Source organism: Bremerella cremea, assembly GCF_003335505.1.
Lineage (GTDB): Bacteria > Planctomycetota > Planctomycetia > Pirellulales > Pirellulaceae > Bremerella > Bremerella cremea_A.
Map to the genome: position 1 here is coordinate 264,602 of NZ_QPEX01000024.1, position 18,971 is coordinate 283,572.

General features: G+C 54.2%; 16 protein-coding genes. 8 read left to right on the forward strand and 8 right to left on the reverse strand.

The annotated features are described in order from the left end of the window. The first annotated feature begins 3 nt into the window (after nt 1–3). From DTL42_RS12475 to DTL42_RS12485, 3 genes are all read left to right on the forward strand, one after another. Nucleotides 4–1,368 carry an APC family permease gene (locus DTL42_RS12475; protein WP_114369056.1) on the forward strand — a complete coding sequence of 455 codons (1,365 nt, stop codon included), beginning with the start codon at nt 4–6 and terminating at the stop codon, nt 1,366–1,368. Nucleotides 1,369–1,423: 55 nt separating this feature from the next. After that, on the forward strand, nt 1,424–1,963 hold the full coding sequence (locus tag DTL42_RS12480) for a DUF6790 family protein (RefSeq protein ID WP_114369057.1): 540 nt from the start codon (nt 1,424–1,426) through the stop codon (nt 1,961–1,963). Between the two features lie 258 nt (nt 1,964–2,221). Then, nucleotides 2,222–3,460, forward strand: coding sequence for an MFS transporter (locus tag DTL42_RS12485; protein WP_114369058.1), 1,239 nt, complete (start codon nt 2,222–2,224; stop codon nt 3,458–3,460). 99 nt (nt 3,461–3,559) lie between these two features. Here the strand turns inward: DTL42_RS12485 and DTL42_RS12490 are convergent, their stop codons facing one another. Continuing rightward, on the reverse strand, nt 3,560–4,657 hold the full coding sequence (locus DTL42_RS12490; protein WP_114369219.1) for a S1C family serine protease: 1,098 nt from the start codon (nt 4,655–4,657) through the stop codon (nt 3,560–3,562). Between the two features lie 154 nt (nt 4,658–4,811). Beyond that, the gene (locus tag DTL42_RS12495) at nt 4,812–5,216 is read right to left on the reverse strand and encodes a TraR/DksA family transcriptional regulator (protein WP_105329373.1); all 405 of its coding nucleotides are present in this window, start codon (nt 5,214–5,216) and stop codon (nt 4,812–4,814) included. Nucleotides 5,217–5,813: 597 nt separating this feature from the next. On the opposite strand from DTL42_RS12495, the gene DTL42_RS12505 reads away from it, so the two are divergent. After that, entirely contained in the window at nt 5,814–8,183 is a 2,370-nt protein-coding gene (locus DTL42_RS12505; protein WP_114369060.1) for an FHA domain-containing protein, read from the forward strand. A 25-nt stretch (nt 8,184–8,208) separates the two neighbouring features. Here DTL42_RS12505 and DTL42_RS12510 read toward each other — a convergent pair whose 3' ends face one another. Continuing rightward, entirely contained in the window at nt 8,209–8,895 is a 687-nt protein-coding gene (locus tag DTL42_RS12510) for a 7-carboxy-7-deazaguanine synthase QueE (RefSeq protein WP_114369220.1), read from the reverse strand. A gap of 290 nt (nt 8,896–9,185) precedes the next feature. Between DTL42_RS12510 and queF the strand changes: the two genes are divergently transcribed. Beyond that, nucleotides 9,186–9,569, forward strand: coding sequence for a preQ(1) synthase (gene queF, locus DTL42_RS12515; protein WP_234824186.1), 384 nt, complete (start codon nt 9,186–9,188; stop codon nt 9,567–9,569). Nucleotides 9,570–9,638: 69 nt separating this feature from the next. Beyond that, a complete protein-coding gene (locus DTL42_RS12520; RefSeq protein WP_114369062.1) occupies nt 9,639–10,160 on the forward strand; it encodes a hypothetical protein in 522 nt (173 codons plus the stop codon). A gap of 155 nt (nt 10,161–10,315) precedes the next feature. On the opposite strand, the gene DTL42_RS12525 is transcribed toward DTL42_RS12520, so the two are convergent. Next, a complete protein-coding gene (locus tag DTL42_RS12525; RefSeq protein ID WP_114369063.1) occupies nt 10,316–10,975 on the reverse strand; it encodes a hypothetical protein in 660 nt (219 codons plus the stop codon). A gap of 102 nt (nt 10,976–11,077) precedes the next feature. Then, nucleotides 11,078–11,533, reverse strand: a complete 456-nt coding sequence (locus tag DTL42_RS12530; RefSeq protein WP_114369064.1) for a nucleoside deaminase — start codon at nt 11,531–11,533, stop codon at nt 11,078–11,080. 289 nt (nt 11,534–11,822) lie between these two features. On the opposite strand from DTL42_RS12530, the gene DTL42_RS12535 reads away from it, so the two are divergent. Next, entirely contained in the window at nt 11,823–12,887 is a 1,065-nt protein-coding gene (locus DTL42_RS12535; RefSeq protein WP_114369065.1) for a hypothetical protein, read from the forward strand. 343 nt (nt 12,888–13,230) lie between these two features. Continuing rightward, nucleotides 13,231–13,989 carry a suppressor of fused domain protein gene (locus tag DTL42_RS12540; RefSeq protein WP_114369066.1) on the forward strand — a complete coding sequence of 253 codons (759 nt, stop codon included), beginning with the start codon at nt 13,231–13,233 and terminating at the stop codon, nt 13,987–13,989. Between the two features lie 14 nt (nt 13,990–14,003). Here the strand turns inward: DTL42_RS12540 and DTL42_RS12545 are convergent, their stop codons facing one another. Genes DTL42_RS12545 through DTL42_RS12555 form a run of 3 tightly spaced genes read right to left on the reverse strand, consistent with a single transcriptional unit; the run spans nt 14,004 to nt 18,954 of the window. Then, nucleotides 14,004–15,125 carry an ABC transporter permease gene (locus DTL42_RS12545; RefSeq protein WP_114369067.1) on the reverse strand — a complete coding sequence of 374 codons (1,122 nt, stop codon included), beginning with the start codon at nt 15,123–15,125 and terminating at the stop codon, nt 14,004–14,006. Nucleotides 15,126–15,127: 2 nt separating this feature from the next. Beyond that, nucleotides 15,128–17,887: a ribosome-associated ATPase/putative transporter RbbA gene (rbbA, locus tag DTL42_RS12550; RefSeq protein WP_114369068.1), complete on the reverse strand. Its 2,760-nt coding sequence runs from the start codon at nt 17,885–17,887 to the stop codon at nt 15,128–15,130. Further along, complete coding sequence (locus DTL42_RS12555; RefSeq protein ID WP_114369069.1) at nt 17,884–18,954, reverse strand: HlyD family secretion protein; 1,071 nt, start codon at nt 18,952–18,954, stop codon at nt 17,884–17,886. Before DTL42_RS12555 ends, rbbA begins: the two co-directional genes overlap by 4 nt. Nucleotides 18,955–18,971: the final 17 nt, after the last annotated feature.

Sequence of the window (18,971 nt, forward strand, 5' to 3'; positions counted from 1 at the left end):
CGCATGACATCCTCCAGCCCGAAATCAGCCGACCGCAGCCCGCCAAGCCCAAAAATTGGTGTGCTTGGCGCGGCGGCAATTGGTATCGGTGGCATGGTCGGCGGAGGAATCTTCGCCGTCTTGGGTACCGCCGTCGCCTTGGCCGGAGGTGGCACGCCGGTGGCTTTTCTGTTGGCTGGGGCGATTGCTTTGTTGACCTCGTATTCCTATGCGCGGCTGTCGGTCACGTTTCCTTCGGCCGGTGGCACGCTCGTTTTTCTCGACCGAGCGTTCGGCGTGAACTTGCTTACCGGTACGCTCAACACAACGTTGTGGTTGAGCTACCTGGTAACGATCGCCTTGTACGCGGCAGCGTTTGGATCGTATGCGGCAACGTTTTTCAGTGACGCCTCGCCACTGCTAAAGCACATTTTGGCAAGTGTTGCCATTTTAGCACCCGCAGCGATCAACTTATTGAACTCCGATATCATCAGTAAGTCAGAGACGATTGTCGTAGTGATCAAGCTTTCGCTGTTGGCCTTGGTGATTGCGGCTGGGGTGACACATATCGATCCAGAACGACTTCAACCTTCGACCTGGGCCGATCCCCTTTCGCTGGTCATGGGTGGAATGGTAATCTTCGTCGCGTACGAAGGGTTTGAACTTATCGCCAACGCGGCCGAAGATGTGAAGAATCCTACCCAAACTTTGCCCCGTGCTTACCTCGGCTGTGTCGCCTTCGTGGTGCTGCTTTATGTCTTGGTTTCGATTGTCACGGTAGGCTCGGTCAGCCCTGACAAAATCGCCCAAGCCAAAGATTATGCCTTGGCCGCAGCAGCCAAACCGTCGTTGGGGAACACCGGTTTTGTCCTCGTTTCCATTTCCGCCTTGTTGGCAACGTTCTCTGCCATTAATGCGACGATCTATGGCAACGCACGGCTTGGTTTCTCGTTAGCAAAAGATGGCGATCTGCCGAAGTTATTAGAGAATCGCGTGTGGAATCGTCCCGTCGCCGGCGTGCTGCTTACCTCGGGTCTCTCTCTATTGCTCGTCAACCTGATCGACCTACAAGCAATCGCCATTCTCGGCAGCGCCGGGTTCTTGGTGATCTTTGCTTTTGTCAACATGGCGGCCTTTCGCCTAGCCAACGAAACCCAAGCCAATCGCTGGATCGTGGCCTTGGCCGCTATCGCTTGCCTGGCAGCACTCGCGGCCTTGCTCCTGAATACCTACCAAACCGATCCCAAGGCCCTGTTCGTGTTCGGTGGCTTGCTTGTATCGGCAACGCTTTTCGAGCTAATTTACCCGCGTTTTGCGAAACGGCAGAAACGACATCTCCATCACAAATTTTGCTCTCAAGGCCAAGCCCCCGCGACCGAAACGGATTAGAAGTTCCTCGTTATTGAAACGTCATTTCAACGATACATCCACACAGGAATAAGCCATGGCGGCGGTTATTCGGTTTGTGCTCAGCAACTTTACGCTGACCTGCCTAGTTATTGGCTTGCTGGTCTCGCTTGCTGCATTGGCGTTTCGCCCTCGTCCTTGGCCCGGTGCTGTTGTGGTAGAGCTGTTTTTGCGTTGGTTTCTCTTCTTCTCGATTGGAGTGTCGTTCTTTTACAACTTCGTCATGCACGTCTTCTTCGGTGAGATGAGTGCTCGGTTCATCGGCTGGCAGCCCAGCCCTTTTCAAACAGAAGTCGGTACGGCCAGTTTGGGATATGCGGTGGTTGGCTTTCTGGCGTTTCGTGGCAGTCTGGGCATGCGACTGTTGGCAATCGTTGGGCCAGCTTGTTTTCTCCTGGGGGCAGCTGCTGGGCACGTAGTGCAGATGGTCGAGTCGCACAACTTTGCCCCAGGCAATGCCGGCATCATCTTCTATACCGACATCGGAATTCCGATCCTCGGCTTTGTGCTGCTCTGGCTTCAATATCGCTACGCCGCGACGAACACCGCCCCTTCCAATTCTTCGCCCAGCTCGTAACCACTGGCATGGTTCTTACATCAAAATAAGTTACCCCACGCGATTGCCAGGCCAACCGGCCTTGGCAAGCAGGATTCTGCGCAAAGATTTTTTATTATCACCAGCCTCCACCCCCTGCTATTCAGGCGGTTATCCGAAGTCGAACCACAGGGTGGGTTGTGGTGTCTGACGACGATATGCTTTGCTAATTAAGATGGTTTCTTGCACGGTTCGTGCTGGAAGCCGCACTTAGAATCAAGAGAGAAGCAGGCCCTCAATATGTCAGAACATTCGACGACGCAAGCCGTTGAATTCGAGCAAGTTCGTCCTAATCCTACTGAAGACGAAGCGGGCATAAGCCTTCCGCTAACGATTCTATGCGCCGCGACCGTCGGCTTGGTGGTGGGCAATCTCTATTATGCGCAACCTTTGTTAGCGGTGATTGCGGAAGACCTGGGTCTCTCCGAAGCTCAAGTGGGCGGAGCGGCCTCGTTCGGTATGCTGGCCCAAACAATCGGCATGTTATTCTTGCTTCCCTTGGGCGATGTCTATAATCGGCGTCCGTTCATCCTGGCCTCGGTGGCAGCCTCCGTCATTGCTCTGTTGGCGGTTTCGTTTTCTGATGGGATTGTCTGGTTCTCGCTGGCCTGTTTTGCGTTGGGCTTGTCGACGTTCGGCACCCACATGACGATCTCCTTGGCGGCCAGCCTGGCCCATCCGGCGAAGCGAGGCCAAGTGGTCGGCACGGTGTTCGGCGGGCTTTTGACCGGGCTTCTTTTATCGCGAACCGTCAGCGGTATGATAGGCTCGGCTTGGGGCTGGCGACCGGTTTATTATGTCGGGGCATCGGTGTTGACCGTGCTGTTCTTTCTGCTGTGGGTGAAGTTACCCAACTCGGTTCCCCAGTCGCAGATGTCGTATCCGCGGTTACTTTGGTCGATGGTCAACTTGCTTCGCACCCAGCCGGTATTGCGATTATCGTGTGCTTATGGTGCGGCGGCGTTTGCTTCGTTCAATGCCTTTTGGATCACGCTGGCCTTCCATCTCGAACGACCACCCCTGGAACAAGGTAGCGATGTAGTCGGCATGCTGGGTCTGCTCGGGGTGGTCGGAGCATTGATCGCCGGACCAGTGGGCAAGCTGGCCGACATGTACGGCGCCCAGCGGATTCTTGCCACCTCGATGTTGCTCACGTTCGTCTCGTTCGCCATCTTCGGGCTAGGAGGCTATTCGTTGTGGGCTCTCTCGTTCGGAGTGATCGTAATGGACCTGGGCATTCAAGCCATTCAGGTCAGCAACCAGGCTCAAATCTACAGTTTGATCCCGGAAGCCAGAAACCGCCTCGGCACGATTTACATCGTTGTCTATTTCCTGGGAGGCACCATTGGCTCGGCGGTTGGCGTGTGGGCTTGGAGCCGCTTCGGCTGGCTAGGCGTTTGCACTAGCGGCGGCATCTTCATGGGCCTGGCCATTCTGGTCTACATCGGCCAGTGGCTGTATGGCCATCTGAAAAACTAGCAGAGGCAGGAGCAGGACTGGTTCGCTTGCTTTCGTCTGCTAGGCAAGCTTACGCAAACGAGCGTATTTCTTCCCGGTCACTTCGCACGATGCCGTGGGTTAGTTCTCGAACTGTTTTCGCGAGGCCAGACGGACGGTCTTTTCGATGAACTGGCCGTTGCGGTAGATTTCGACGCGGATATCTTCTTCCAGCGGGCAAAGGCTGACGATGTTGATCAGCTGTAGGTCGTCTTCCACTTCCTGGCCGTAGAACTTGGTAATCACGTCTCCTACTTCAATCATTGCGGCTTCCGCTGGTGAGCCAGGCGTGATTCCGCTGACCTTCGCTCCATGGGCCCGGAACAAACCAATCTTGCTGGCGGCGACTGCATCGAAATCGGCATCCATGCGGACACCAAAGAAGGCCCTTGCCACTTGGCCATGCTCTAGCAACTGCTGAGCGACGCTCAACGCGGCATGAATCGGAATGGCAAAGCCGATTCCATCGTTTCCGCCTGAGTTACTGGCAATCGCGGTGTTCAGCCCGATGACTTCTCCGCGTAGATTGATCAGCGGACCACCGCTATTGCCAGGATTGATCGCAGCATCGGTTTGAAAGAAGTTTTGCAGCTTCAAACCTTGTCGTCCCAACTGTAAGTTCCGGCGACCGACGGCACTGATAATTCCATAGGTGACCGTTTGGCTCAAACCGAAAGGGCTGCCCACGGCAAACACCTTCTCGCCGACTTCCACGCGCGAACTATCACCTACTTCCGCTGGTATTAGTCGATCGGCCTCGACCTCGACCACGGCCACGTCGGTATCCCGGTCAGTCAGGACGCGTTTCGGCTTAATCTCGCGTCCATCTTCCAAATAGATCTTGATGCGCTCCAGCGGGGCTTGGTTAATCACGTGCCGATTGGTCAACACGAAATAGCTGTTGTTATGCTGGAAGATAACCCCAGCCCCTGCTTCATCGACTTGATTGCTTGAAGCGTAGCCTGATTGATTGGCGGTGGTCGTTTCGATATGGACAATCGAAGGACGCACATACTTCACCACGCGTTTCAGATGGTTGAGCTCGCGTTGCAGCAAGTCGGCTTCCGCCAAAATCTCTTGCCGCATCTCAGCCCGATTCTTCTGGGTTGTGGCCAAGTCTTGGGCAACCGCGATATTACCGCAGATCAACAAGAGCGTAAGAGTTACGAGAGTGCGCATCGCATCAATACCATAACCGGGGGAGTTTTGGGATGAGTTCGTCATGAATCCCATCACACCAGTTAGATCGTGCTAGCAGCCGGGCCGAGAAAAGAAAAACGGGACGAGTTTGACTTCGTCCCGTGGAAAGTATGCGGATTGTGCCGGCTGTGCATTAGTTGACGGCCTGGGTGTCGTCTGTCTGAGCCCAGCTGACGCCATCGGGGCCGAGTTCTTCCAGTTCACGTTGGCACTTGATGCAAAGCGTTGCATAAGGCAGCGCTTGCAGACGTGCGATCGGAATGGTCGTGTTGCAACCTTCGCACTCGCCGTATTTGCCTTCTTTGATTCGCTCGAGCGCCGTGTCGATGCTAGCCAACTCACGGCTTTCAACTTCGGCCAATTGCGAACTTAGTTCGTCCTGGACCGAGTCGAGCGCGAAGTCAACCACGTCGCCAGAGGTCTGCTCAAGTTCTTTTAATAGACTCAAGTCTCCCGCGAGTGCCTTTCGCAAGGCATCGCGACGGCGGAGCAGAATCTCCTTTATCTTGCTTATGAACTCGTCTCGTGAACGTGCCATGATGTCACCTTAGGAGCAGGAAAGTCGTATTTTTAGCGATTCGTGTCGCCCCTGCCTAGTATTTAAAATGGAATGCAAAGTCTTTGATTCTCAGTCTTGACCTTGCCCCCCTTAGTGGCGGGCAAACCTTCTTCTCATTGACGTAACGAAACTATAGTACGCCGTAGGAATAGTATCTGGAAATTTTTTCCTCCGTTTTACGTTTTCAAGTTGACTACTGGGAATTCGGCTAACTCGTTCCCAGAAATCACCTTAAGAAGTTCTATCAGCAGAACGGTGGTCTCTCTTAGTGATACGTACGACGGTCGCATTTTGATCTTGAGACACTTCCCCCCATGAAAAAATAACTTCCAGAGGGTGAAAAAGGGCACTTTCGGCGCAATCGGTAGATCGACATTTTCCACAAAAAAGCCTATCGAAACTGCTCCGTTTAGTTCTTTTTAAGGCTGAAAATCTCTCTTTTTCGGTTTTTGACCACCGGGCTCCTGTGACCTATATGCCTTAGTCAGATAGGTACTTGCCTGAAATTCTTGCGCAATTTTGTTTGTATTCCAAGACTTCAGGCCGGCCTAAGCCCCCACTTCTTGAAATAAAACCATGGTCAAAAACAACACCACGCCAACCCAGCACAAAGCTTCCAAGCTACTTGGCCAAGCTACTGCGCCGTTGGTTTTAAAGGTGGAAGGTACCGAACGAGACGGGCAGGTCATTCGGGTTCATTCTCCTAAATGCCTCGTCGGTTCCGGCGTGGATTGTCAATTACGCTTGGTTGCCGCGGATATCATGCCCAAGCACTGTGTCATATATCGCGGCGAAAGTGGCATGATTGTTAAATCATGGACACGCGATACGCGCATCAACGGCAGCACCATTTCGGAAGCTTGGCTACGGATCGGCGATCACCTCAGCCTGGGGAGTTTGAGTTTTGAAGTTTTGGGCATCCCGAGTGATGCTCCGCAAACCGAAACACTCAACACGGCGGAACGCGATCGAGCGAACCGCCAACAGCGGCGGCGAGCGCATCGACGGATTCGAAACCTGCTCGATATTGTCCGCCAACACAAGACAAGCTTTAGCAGCTTACAAGCCAAGCTCGACGAAACGCAACAACTAGTCGATTCCCTTCTTTCGCGTGAAGAACAATCTTCGGAAGCAATTAAGGAAGTAGAACTAGGTCTGCGTCAACAACATAGCGAAACCCGCAAGCGCAAGAACCAACGTGTCCGCAGTGTCGTTAATCATGTACGCGAGCTGGTTCGTAGCAACCAACAACTGCAGGACGAACTGCGCGAACAGCTGGAAGTCAAACAAAACCATCTCAACGAAGTGCGTCACGAACTGAATTCGACCGCCGCCGAAACGGAAGCCGAACGTTCGCAACGCCGTCTGCTGGAAGTCGATTTACGTGAAACGGAAGAGACCGTTACGCACCTGAAAGAGCAAGCCAACGAACTTCAATCGCGTGCCGATTTACTACGAAAGCGTTGGCAATCAGCTCGCCACAATGGACGTTCGCGCGTCAAGACAATCTTATCGCACTTACGCACGGTGCGCGACCATCTTTCGCAACTCGATTCATCGCAGGCCAACGCAGATGAGCACGAGGACGCAACCTTAGCAGAGCTTCGCTTGGCTTATGATGATGCCCTGCGAGAACTGCAGGCAAATCGAGATTCGCTGAAAGAAGCCGAAAGCGAGTTGGCTTGGTCGCAAGCGGAATTGGAACAGAGTCAACAACAAGCTGACGAACTGACCGGCAAGATCCGCGAACTGGAAGAAGAGCTGGCTGCGGCCCGTCAACAGCAGGCCGAAGTCGCCCAAACGTTGGCGGCCACACCTTCCGTTCCGCAGCCCAATCCTGCCCAACAAGAAGAAATCGATCGTCTACGTACGCAGCTCGAAGAACAAACACAATTGGGCGATCGCTTGCAGGTTCAATTAGACGAACTACGTGAGCAGAACGTTGAATTACAACAAACGATCTCCTCACAAATCGCCACCGAAGAAGACCTACAGCAACGCCTGGAAGAGGCTCAGCTAGCCTCGGCAGAACTACGGCGCCAACTCGGAGAAGAACAACCAGCAGAAACCGAACCGTCCGAATTGGAATCAACACCCTCCGAGGAAGACGAATGCTCGGCACTGGAACATCTCCGCTCGATGGGAATCTTGCGGGATACGACGGTTGAAGAAGAAGACGACGTTGCCCCATCATCCTCTGAGAATTCCCCCGAAGAAGAAAATGAGCCGGATGCTGCTGAAACGGCTTCTTCCCATTCGAGTACGGGATTAAGCAGCTTTCCGAACTTTAAATTTGACGAGGACGAGGTGACACCAGAAGAAGAGCCGGTGAGCTCTTCGCACGAAACCGTGCATTCGCCTCCAACGTTCGCCGACCATGACCCCCATGCCGACGACCGGGAAGCAATCGATTCGTACATGCAGAGTCTCTTGCAGCGAATGCGAGCCAAGCACGCCGGCAGCGAACCGCATTCCGAAGAGAAAGCTTCAAGCTCCGTAGCTTCTCCCGCCCAACCGCCAGTGGAACCGGAGCCGGAGCTAAGGACGCCCATCTCGCACGAAGAATTTGTCCCCTCTCGTTTCGCGCCAGAACAGACGTCCGATATCCGCAAGCTGCGAGAATTAGCCAACGAAACCGCTCAAGCTGCAATCGACTCGGCCACCGTCAACCGTTGGGAGCTTCTCTGTCGCTCGAAGCTCGGGGTTTCCCTGCTGGCCCTGGCCACTGGGCTGGTGCTGAATTACATGTCGCCCAGTTATCTTAGCATCCAATTTACCGGTGCCTGCTTGGCCTATGTTGTGACCGTGTTCTGGTGGCTGCAATCAGCCGTCATCTATCAACACGTCAAGAACCATCGCAAGGAACGACTCGAAAAGCGATTTCAAGACGAGATCATCACCGCACACGGGCTCTCAGATAACTCCGTGCCAAGCGATTCCCAATAGATACGCAAAGAACGAAACCCAACGTTTAAGTGCCACGGACGTTGCCGAACCATTCAATTTGGCGACGATGACACACGGTTAAGCCATGCGTTTTGGCCCATGGCTCTAACCAAGTTCCAATGGCCTCCAACTGGGAAACTTCGATCCCTTGCGGCATGACAAACACCCGTTCCCGTTCCACGCCGGGTAGCAAGCTCAGGTATTGCAACACTTCATCGCAATCGGTCTGCCGATCGATCACAAACTTCAGCTGGTAGGGAAACTCGTCCAGCAAGCGTTGGACGACATCCATTTGCTGGCGGGTTTGTTCGTGACGCCGGCTCCAACGGGGATAAGTTTCCGCATCTGGAGTCGAGTTAGAGAGTTTCGGGCTCAGCGACATCAAATCGCAAACCAACGGCAAATACAACGTACCAGCAGTTTCCACCGTAATGTGCCGCCCGGACTTCCGAATTCCTTCGCACAGCGGAATGAGTTCCGCGAACAACATCGGCTCGCCGCCGGTCAGCACCACGTTGGAAACGTCTAGCAGTTCGATACGTCCCAGAATTTCTGCTACGGAAAGATCTTCCCCTTCCGGGTTCCAGGAAGCATGCGGCGTATCGCAAAACCAACAGCGCAGATTACACCCACTCGCCCGCACAAACGTGCTCGGTTCGCCGGTAAGCAGGCCTTCGCCTTGAATAGATGGATAGATTTCAGCAATACGCACAGCAGAACACTCTGAAAGTCCGTCAGCAGGGCCGCAACCAGGCAATCGGTGGGGATTCGCCCAAAGGCCAAGCAAGATCACGGCGAGGAATCACGATCGATCTGGCAGTTGGTTCCTAGACCGAATTGCCCAGAAATAGGTTCGGGACAGGCCAGGCGAGATGCTTAAACCACTCGGTTTTCCGCATTTCAGCTGTCCCTTTCCTCCCAGCGATGTCCATGTCTGGCCTAGCCATAAGCGCTAGGACACCCCAAAATAACAGTTTACCATCCAGCAAGGAGTTTCGGACCGTGCCAGAAGACTTTCGTGCAATTCTTGAAACCTTCGAGAACCAACACCCGCAGCGAGATTACGAGATCGAAATTAGCGTGCCTGAGTTCACCTCGGTTTGCCCCAAGACCGGCCAACCCGATTTCGGCACCATCACCATTTCGTACATCCCGGAATCGCTTTGCGTGGAACTGAAAAGCCTGAAGATGTACATGCAGGCCTTCCGCAATCAGGGGATCTTCTACGAAAACGTAACCAACGAAATCCTAAACGACCTCGTCGCCGCCATGCAGCCCCGCTGGATGCAAGTTCGCGCTGAATTCACCCCGCGTGGCGGTATCAGTTCGACCATCACCGTCGAACATTACAACGAGACGCCCCCGGATGAACTGCAGGTGATTTAGTTCAACGAAAATTGCCTTGAATACGAGGTGCTTGCCTCGCCAAGTAGTTCGCCGAAGCAAAGCCGCAGGATGACTTCATTGCGTCACGATTTTGTATTTCGTCTACTTCTTCTGGTACTTCTCGCATGGGTGGTTCCTGGCTGCCAACCACAGTCAGAGGAACTTACCCATGCCAAGAGGCTCTTGCGCATCTCGCAAGGCCTAACCAAATCAGGCGAGCGAACTGGGGTCGTAACCCAACCTTGGTTCCAGGGCCAGAAAATCGATCTCGCCGAGCTTGATCAAGCACTAGCCAAAGGAAAACAAGATATCCTGCAAGTAAGAAAAGAATTCGAACTTGTTAGCGTTCCAGATACGCCAAAGTCTCGGCACTTCTCGAAGCTTGTAGGAGAATACATCGATTGGCAAATTGACGTCGCTTTGCCCGCCTTCCAAGAAGTCGCCGACTTAATCAAGCAAGAGAATCCCGCCTCCCCTGCCACCAGGCAGCATGTGATGGAACTATTAATCACGATGAATGACAATGAGAGGGCGAGGAAGCGCGAAATCAATGCCCAAGCGAGAGCCATGGGTGCGTCTATCCAACACTAAGCAACTATTGGCTTATTGAGGTCTGCGCCATCCATTCAATAGGGGCGACCAACGGAAGCATCCGGATTCGTGGCAAATTAGTCCGTTGCCACGTTGGATTTTCGGCGCAGACATCCATACACTGTGCCATGCAAGGAACGCAGATGAATGTTTATTTAAGCCGCTTTCAATTGCGGCAGCCGCTGGTCGGTTTGTAAGTCCGTGAATAAGACGCCCAAACAACGGACACTCTTGCCCCAGTCGAAAGCCTGACCAGGGATGTTGGTGGCGGCGGTGACGAGGGTACCTTGTTCTTGTTGGACAAGCCGGACTTTCAACTCTCCCTTCATCGCCCAGACCGACGATGGAAGTTCCGCTGCGATCGCACAGCCATCGCGATGCTGTTCGACCTCTTCCAGATTCTGCTTATTGCGTGCCAGCGAACACATCGTGCGAGCAATGGCTACGCCAATCGGCACCGGTAATACTTCGCTACGCTCCTTGCCAGTTCGCACGCCCCACGAAGCCCACAACGGTTGAGCAATTGCAGCTAGGCCTGAATACGACACACCGACCGGAACAACCTTGTCGACGATATCGAAAAACTGTTCGGCTGAAAGCCCTGGGCATGCTTGCTTCGCATGGCTGGCAATGACAGCACGTACTTCCTTCACGGCAACCACATTCTCGTAGCTCGGATCGAACTCCCAGGCGAGCGTGGCGGATACCAACGAATCTTCATCCGCCGTAACCACTTCCGCTTCCCCATGAAGCGAGCTACCGCATTGAAAGCAAAAATTACCGCTCGCTTTAACCCCACAGTGGGAACAGAACATCCTTGTTCTCCTTGCGCGAAACCGATCGTAGAAAACACCCAGGCCGTATGTTTTATCGGTCAGAAACGACCATTCATTCAGTACGAGTGGGGGATGTCTGCTTTATTGAAGACCATTCCAATGAGCGAACAACTCTAAGCATTCGTTCCGCATCAAATTCGGTACCAGCGTAGGGCTCCCCTCCCCTGCTTCTGGCAGCTGATACGTGGGAAAGTTTAACTCGCTAAAGCCTGCCAAGGTGGCGTCGGCAGTTGTGGCCCCAAAATAGACTTTCTCTACCCGGGCCCAGCAAAGCGCTGCGGTACACATCGGACAAGGTTCGCATGTCGTGGCCACAATTGCGCCTTCCAAGTACGGGCTCCGCACAATCTTGCCCGCTTCTCGCAAAGCGTTCACCTCGGCATGGGCGGTGATATCGATCGATTCCCAAACCGTATTATGGGCAACAGCAATTAACTCGCCGTTTAATGCAATCGCGCAGCCGAACGGTGTTTGTCCTTTGCCGATGCCTTGTCGGCAGATATCAATCGCCAATGCCATCAACTCTTCCGGTGTCATACGTCTTGCCTTTCACAGATGCCAAGCCAGTAGAAGGTTACCTTTGTTTTGGCGGCGTCTGACTTCGATTCCGAAGAAAATTAGCCTTTAAAGCACACCGAAAGAAAAGTATTTAAATCACAAGATATCACAGCGGAAGGTTACCAATTGAAGTCTATCGATCCGACCCAACGATCCAGAAAACCTCTACCGAATCTCCTTGCATCGCGCTGTTATAACCGTTCAACTAGACTGTGCGCGGATTTTGGATTTGTCCGTTCCCCCTGTCTGGAATACGAGGAGATACCTCATGCGACGTTCGTCTTTGGCTGCTGCGGCTGGTTTTGCCCTGCTGCTGTGTGCGAGTTCGGTTTATGCGATCGACTTGCCTGGCTTTTCGGTTGGTGAAGTGAAATTGAAGTCGGCTGGGCCTTTGGCTTTCGCCCCGGACAATACCTTGATCGTCGGCGATCCGAAGGCCGCGATGGTCTATGCGATTCAGCTAGGCAAAGAAACCGCTCAGCCCCCAGCCAAGCTCGAAATGACCCTGCCGGACGATCTGCAAGTGGCCGACTTGGCCGTTAGCCCGGACACCGGCGTCATCTATCTTTCGGTCAACGAAGGAGGCGAAGGCAAAATCATGCGGGTTGACGGCGAGAAACTGTCGCCGGTCGCACTCGATAAGGTCTCGCGTGCTTCGGCGCAATTGGCAAACGCCCCCGAAGACAAAGTGGTCGGCGAAGGTCGCCGTCGGGGCAACCCTCGCAACGAATCGATCACCGACTTGGCATATGTCGACAACCAAGTGATCGTCACCGGACGTACCTCAGGCGAAGCCTCGGCTGGCGTGCATGCGATTCCTTACCCCTTCCAAGAGGAAGGCTCCGCCACGTCGATTGAAATCTATCACGCTGCCCATGGCCGTTACGAAGACAGTGCCGTGGCTCGCGTGTTTGTGCCGTTCACCATCGATGGCAAGCCACACTTGCTTGCTGGTTTCACCTGCACGCCGCTGGTGAAATTTCCCCTGGGCGAAATTGCCAAAGCGACGTCGACTTACCGTGGCACCACCGTCGCCGAGCTAGGCAACCGCAACCAACCGCTCGACATGATTGTGTACGAAAAGGATGGCGACAAGTTCTTACTAATGGCTAACAGCGCCCGTGGCGTGATGAAGGTGAGCACTGCCGACATCGAACGGAACGAAGGGCTCACCGAGCCTGTCCGTGGCGGCGGAGCAGCTGGTCAGAAGTACGAATCGATCGACGATTGGCAAGGCGTGGTTCAACTCGACAAGCTGAACGATACGACCGCCGTCATCATCACCAAAGCCGACGGCCAACCAACCGTACTGAAAACGGTCGAATTGCCGTAACGCATCGCAAGTCGCAATAGCTTCTTCATCGTCCCGTTCCCCCTCCCTTCGCAGGGGAGAGGGAACGTTTTTTTGTGAAACACAACAAACAAGCCGTGCGGTGCCTTCTTAACGCACCCGAGTTTGTTCTAACGCTTACCAGCCACCAATGTATGGTAACTCAGGCGATCTCCGGCAGGCGGCTGGCAGGTTTTCCCGCCGCCAGTTTGCGTTTCTACGCTTTCATCGCTTGATCTTCGTCTGGCAAGGCTAGGTACGTCGAGGCGCACCCTACGAGACGCTGGGCCAGTATAATAGCCTGTTCTTGTGTTGTACGTTCCCATTTTTTACCTGCCAAGCTTTCATGAGTCTCTTTGCGAAAATCAAATCGTTCTTCACCGCCAGCGGCAGCGCCGCCGCTCCGCAGCAGGAAGCGGCCGACCGCCATTGGCAAGAAGTCTACGACGCACGGGCAGCGTTCTACGAGCAGCACTTCGGCCCGTTGCCAGACGACATCCTGAAGCTCGGGCACCTGTTCGGTGTGTGGCCAGGAGGCGGGCTCTACGTGATTCCGGCTAGCAAGCTGGGCGAAGGAATGTACGCGTACACTACGTTCGGCCTGACCAACCCGGACATGCCAACCACGACTACACTGATCGAGTGCGACGAAGCCTGTGACGAGCAAGGAAGGCCAAACCAGACGACCACTAGTCTCGGCCCGAAGCAGCCAGCCGAGACGCCGGAAGGAGCAGCCGGGTATGGTTACGAATTGATGATCGTCGCCCAGGAAAACGCCGAGTGGCCGATTTGGGTATTGCAGTGGGCGGTAGGAGCAGAGTTGCTGAGCGATGCCGGTATTCTTGGCCGCGTGGAAGAATTCAACGGACTGACGGTCGAAGGCATTCAAGTTGGTTGCGGCGACGAAGCGAATCTGCTGATCGCCAAGGCCCGCGAGCCGCTTCCTGCTGGCGTTCAACTTCCCAACGGCAACATGGACCTTCTAATCGCCACCGTCATCACCAACGAAGAAATGCAATGGGGCATGGAAAACGGTCGAGCCGCTTTGCTCGACCGACTAGCGGAAGCTGGAGTTGGACAGACGAGTGTGCGTGAGCGCGTGTAACCCAGCGAAATCCGCTAGGCCATACTGCCAATCGTTTTGCGAAAGCGGAATAGCGCGAAGCTGAAAAACACAGTTCCGATTACCCCTAGCCCAAGCATCTGCCACCAAACGATGCTAAGGCTTGCCCCGCGAAACAAGATGGCCTGGGCCAAGATCACGAAATGCGTGTTAGGGGCCAACAGCATCACATACTGCACAAATTCTGGCATACTTTCACGCGGCGTCGTGCCACCGGAAAGCAATTGCAGCGGCAAGTAGATCAAGATCAATAAGAGCCCAAACTGAGGCATCGAGCGGGCAAACGTCCCCAGGAAGATTCCCATAGAGGTCGTAGCGTAAAGCTGCAAGGCCGTGGCGATCATGAACAACACCAGCGAACCATGCAACGGTGTTTCTAGTGCCAAGTGAATAACGAATAGCAGCGATGCCATGCTGGCCAATAAAACGATTAACCCCATCGACCAAATCTTGCTGACCATGATTTCCAGCGGCGTGACAGGCATGACAAGCAAATGCTCGACGGTTCCTCGCTCACGTTCGCGAATAAGCGCTGCCCCGGTCAAGATGATCGAAAGCAACGTGATGTGGTCGATTAATTTCATCACGGCGCCAAACCACGATTTGCGCAGCTCTTGGTTGAAACGCACGCGAACCACCAGGCCGATCGGCAGTTCGTGGTTATCGCGATAGCGACTGACAAACTTGTTCACCTCGGCATCGACGATCGTCTGAATGTAGCCACTTCCATTGAATGCCTGGCTCATCCGCGTTGCATCCACATTCAGCTGAATCACCGGCTGCCGACCCGCCAAGACATCGCGTTGGAAGTTGGGGGGGATATCTAGCGCGAAAGTATCGAGCCCCTCGTCCATCCTTGTGTCCATCTGATCTTGTGTGACCATGTTGGGCGGCAGGAAATAAGGAGAAAGAAAGGCCCCCACAATCCGAGTCGAAAGGGGAGATTGATCTTCATCGACAATCGCGATAGGTGCCTGATTCAGCGTCTCTGGCTGAGCGGTCGCACCGGCATACACCGAAAAAGTAAATGCAAAGAGTATCAGTAACAGCAGCGTCGGATCACGAGCCACGCTCCACAGCTCTTTGACTCCTAAGTGAATGATATTACCAATGTTCATCGCTAAGCCTCCTGCTTCCGGAGAAAAGTGACGCTAAGCATCAACATGGCCACCATGAACAGCAGCAAAGGAGGGTAGGCGTTTTGCAAATCGTAGAGCCCAAGCTCTTTCGAGAAAGCCCCACGAGCAATGATCAGAAAGTATGTGGTTGGATAGATCTCACCAATCCACGCACCGCTTCCCTCTAAAGAAGAAACGGGGTCGAGCAAACCGCAAAACTGCACTGCCGGCAAAATGGTAACAATCGCAGTCGCAAAGATGGCGGCAATTTGGCTTTTCGTGAAGCTGGAAATGAACAGCCCCATCGCCGTTGCACACCCGACATACAACAGCGCACCGAGCGACAATGCCAGAAAACTCCCTGTGATGGGCACACGAAACAGGAAAATCGATAGCAAGCACAAAACCACGAAGTTGAACATCCCAACCGCGATGTAAGGCAACTGCTTGCCCAATAAAAATTCGAGGCGAGTGACCGGCGTAACGAACAAATTGGTAATCGAGCCGAGTTCTTTTTCTCGAACCACTGACAACGCCGTGAGCATTGCTGGAATCAAAAGCAGCAGAAGGGGAATCACCGCAGGCACCATCGCGTACAAGCTTTCCACGGTGGGGTTGTAGCGATACCGCAACTCGATTTTGGCGGGCTGAACAAGGCTGTCTGCGGTACCAGCATGAAGTGCTTTCTCGGCCAGCCATTGTGCGTGCATGGTGCTAACATAACCACGAATCGTCTCGGCCCGCATGGGCATCGCACCATCAATGAAGACCCCGATCTCGGCTTTGTCCCCCCGGGCTACGTCCCGAGCAAAACCAGGTGGAATCTCGATTGCCAGGCTCAACTCGCCTGATTGCAAGCGTCGCTCCAATTCAGCGTCGTCCGTAATCGGAGCCTTTTCGATGAAGTAGCGAGAGCCCGAAATATTCTCGACGTACTCTTGGCTGGTCACTGATTGATCTCTATCAAGCACAGCAAACGACAGGTCATCGACATCCATGCTAAGGCCGTATCCCATGATCAGCATGAGAATCACAGTGCCGACCAGTGCCATCGTCAGGCGAATCGGATCACGGCGGACTTCCAGGCCTTCACGCATGCTATAGCTGGCCATGCGGCGGAAACTAAAAGAGCGGCGATCAGGCTTGGAGGACTGGGTCTCTTCGGGTTCAATCGTGTCGGGATCTGCCTCTTGGCTGTCAGCCTGGCGGGTCGCATCTTCCAGGTAGCCGATAAATGCTTCCTCCAACGAATCGGCCCCTCGCGCAGCGATAAGCTGAGCAGGTGGATCACTAACGAGCACTTTTCCTGCGTTCATTAACGAAATGCGATCACAACGAGCCGCTTCGTTGACAAAGTGAGTCGAAATGAACACCGTGACACGATCTCGCCGTGAGAGTTCGGCTAGGTGTCGCCAGAAGTCGTCCCGTGCAATCGGGTCTACCCCAGAGGTTGGTTCATCGAGAATTAAAATAGCCGGGCGATGAATCAAAGCAACCGCTAACGACAAACGTTGACGTTGTCCCAGTGGCAGCGAATTGGGCAATTGATCGATGACATTTTCCAGGCCAAACCGCTGCACCATTTCGGCGACCCGCTGCGGAATTTCGGAAGGTTTGAGCTGAAAAAGCCGCGCATGCAGCACCAGATTTTGCCTGACCGTAAGTTCGCTATACAGCGAAAACGATTGCGACATATAGCCAACCTGACGGCGAACGGCCATGTCTTGCGCGTCGATCGTCTTGCCTAACAGCTTGGCCTGACCAGAGGTCGCCGGAAGCAGGCCGGTCAGCATTTTCATCGTCGTCGTCTTGCCGCAGCCATTCGAGCCAAGGAAGCCGAAGATCTCTCCCTGCTGAATCCGAAAGTCGACATGATCGACCGCGACGAAATCGCCAAACTGCTTTGTAAGCCCTTGTGCTTCAATAACAACAAGATCGTGATCGGCTTGGCGTGGCTGAATGTCAACCGCTTGATGACCTTGGCGTTTCTCTTCGGGCAAAAGCTGGATGAACGCTTCGTCTAGATTGGTCGAACCCGTGTTTTTTAGCAGCTCGTCGGGGGTCCCTACCGAGAGAATCTGGCCGTCGTCCATGGCCACCAATTGGTCGAAAGCGGCAGCTTCGTCCATGTAGGAGGTGGCCACCAACACACTCATGCCTGGTCGCGTTGCCCGAATACGGGTGATCAGTTCCCAGAATTGTCGGCGTGAAAGAGGATCGACACCGGTGGTCGGCTCGTCCAGAATCAACAGGTCAGGGTCATGAATCAGAGCGCAGCAAAGACCGAGCTTCTGCTTCATCCCGCCAGAGAGCTTGCCAGCGGGGCGATCTTGAAAACGTGAGAGCCCCGTACTTGCGAGCAGCGACTGAATTCGATGCAAACGCTCGGCACGCCGCTGGCCAAACAAGCGACCAAAGAAGTCGACATTCTCGAACACCGACAGCGTAGCGTAAAGATTGCGACCCAGCCCTTGAGGCATGTATGCAATCTGCGGACAAACGGCCCGTCGGTGATCGGCGCTCCGCATGTCGCCCCCCAAAACCGACACGTTGCCGGTTTGGACCTTTCGTGCGCCAGATACCAACGCCAAGAGACTCGACTTACCGACACCATCAGGCCCAATCAGGCCGATCATCTTGCCTGCTGGAATCTTTAAGTGTATGGAGTTGAGCGCGCAGGTCTCGCCGTAATGCAAGCTGACATTTCCTAGCCGCGCGACGAAATCGTCTGGCGGTTGCAATCTGTCTGCGGGCTCGCTCATTCAGGAACCTTTACCTGCAAACGTTCTGGCCACTGCTTTGTCTCATCCAGACGAACGTAGGCCATGCCTGGCAGGCCAGTTTTGACGCTGCGAATATGCTTCTTCAAAAGCTCAGGATCGATCTGAGCTTTGAGGCGGAACATCAGCTTTTGGCGTTCCTCTTCGGTTTCTACCGTCTTAGGCGTGAACTGAGCGACATCCGAGACAAACGTGATCTTCGCAGGAATGACATATTGCGGCACGGCATCCAAAATAATCCGAGCTTCGGCACCGAGCGAAACCTGACCAGCCTGCAGAGTCGGTAGGTAGAAGGTCATGTACACGTCTTCGAGATCGACCATGTTCAAGACTTTTCCCCCGGAAGAAAGGACTTCGCCTGGCTGGGCAATTCGATACTGCACGCGGCAATTGCGAGGTGAGGTCAAAGTGCAATCTTTGATGTCAGCTTCCAGGCGTTCGATCTTGGCTTGGGCGGCGTTAACAGAAGCGTCGGCCTGAATGACCTGCGATTGAGCCGTTTTGATGGCAGATTCCGCGCCAGCGACATTGGCATTCGCCGCTTCGACGGCGGCTTCCGCTCCGAAAAAGCCCGCTTGTTCGGTATCGAGTTCCTCTGCGGAAATCGCGTCCTTCTCGATCAGAGCCTGGGCTCGTTTGTATTTGCGATCGGCCAGATTAAGCTCGGCCTTGCGCTGCTTGACTAGCGACTCGGCTGCCAGCTTTTCACTTTCCCGCTGACTAACGGCGCTCTTGGCCGTATCGACGGCGGTCTTGGCTCGGTTAAGATCGGCTTGGGCTTCACGCAATTGGGCGTTCAGCACGTCGGTGTCCATCACGGCGAGCGTTTGGCCAGGGATGACGAAATCTCCTTCGTCGACCATCACCTGTACCAACCGGCCAGCCGTTTTTGTGGCGGCGTCAATCTCGACGGCTTCGATGCGGCCATTGCTTGCCGCGAAGCCAGGAGGCAGCGGAGGCGTTTGAGAGGATTGCCATGCCCAGTAGGCGAGCCCTCCTCCTGCGGCGATTAGCACAAGCGTAATAATCGTCCATTGATTTTGGCTCATTGGTTCTCTCTCCTGCG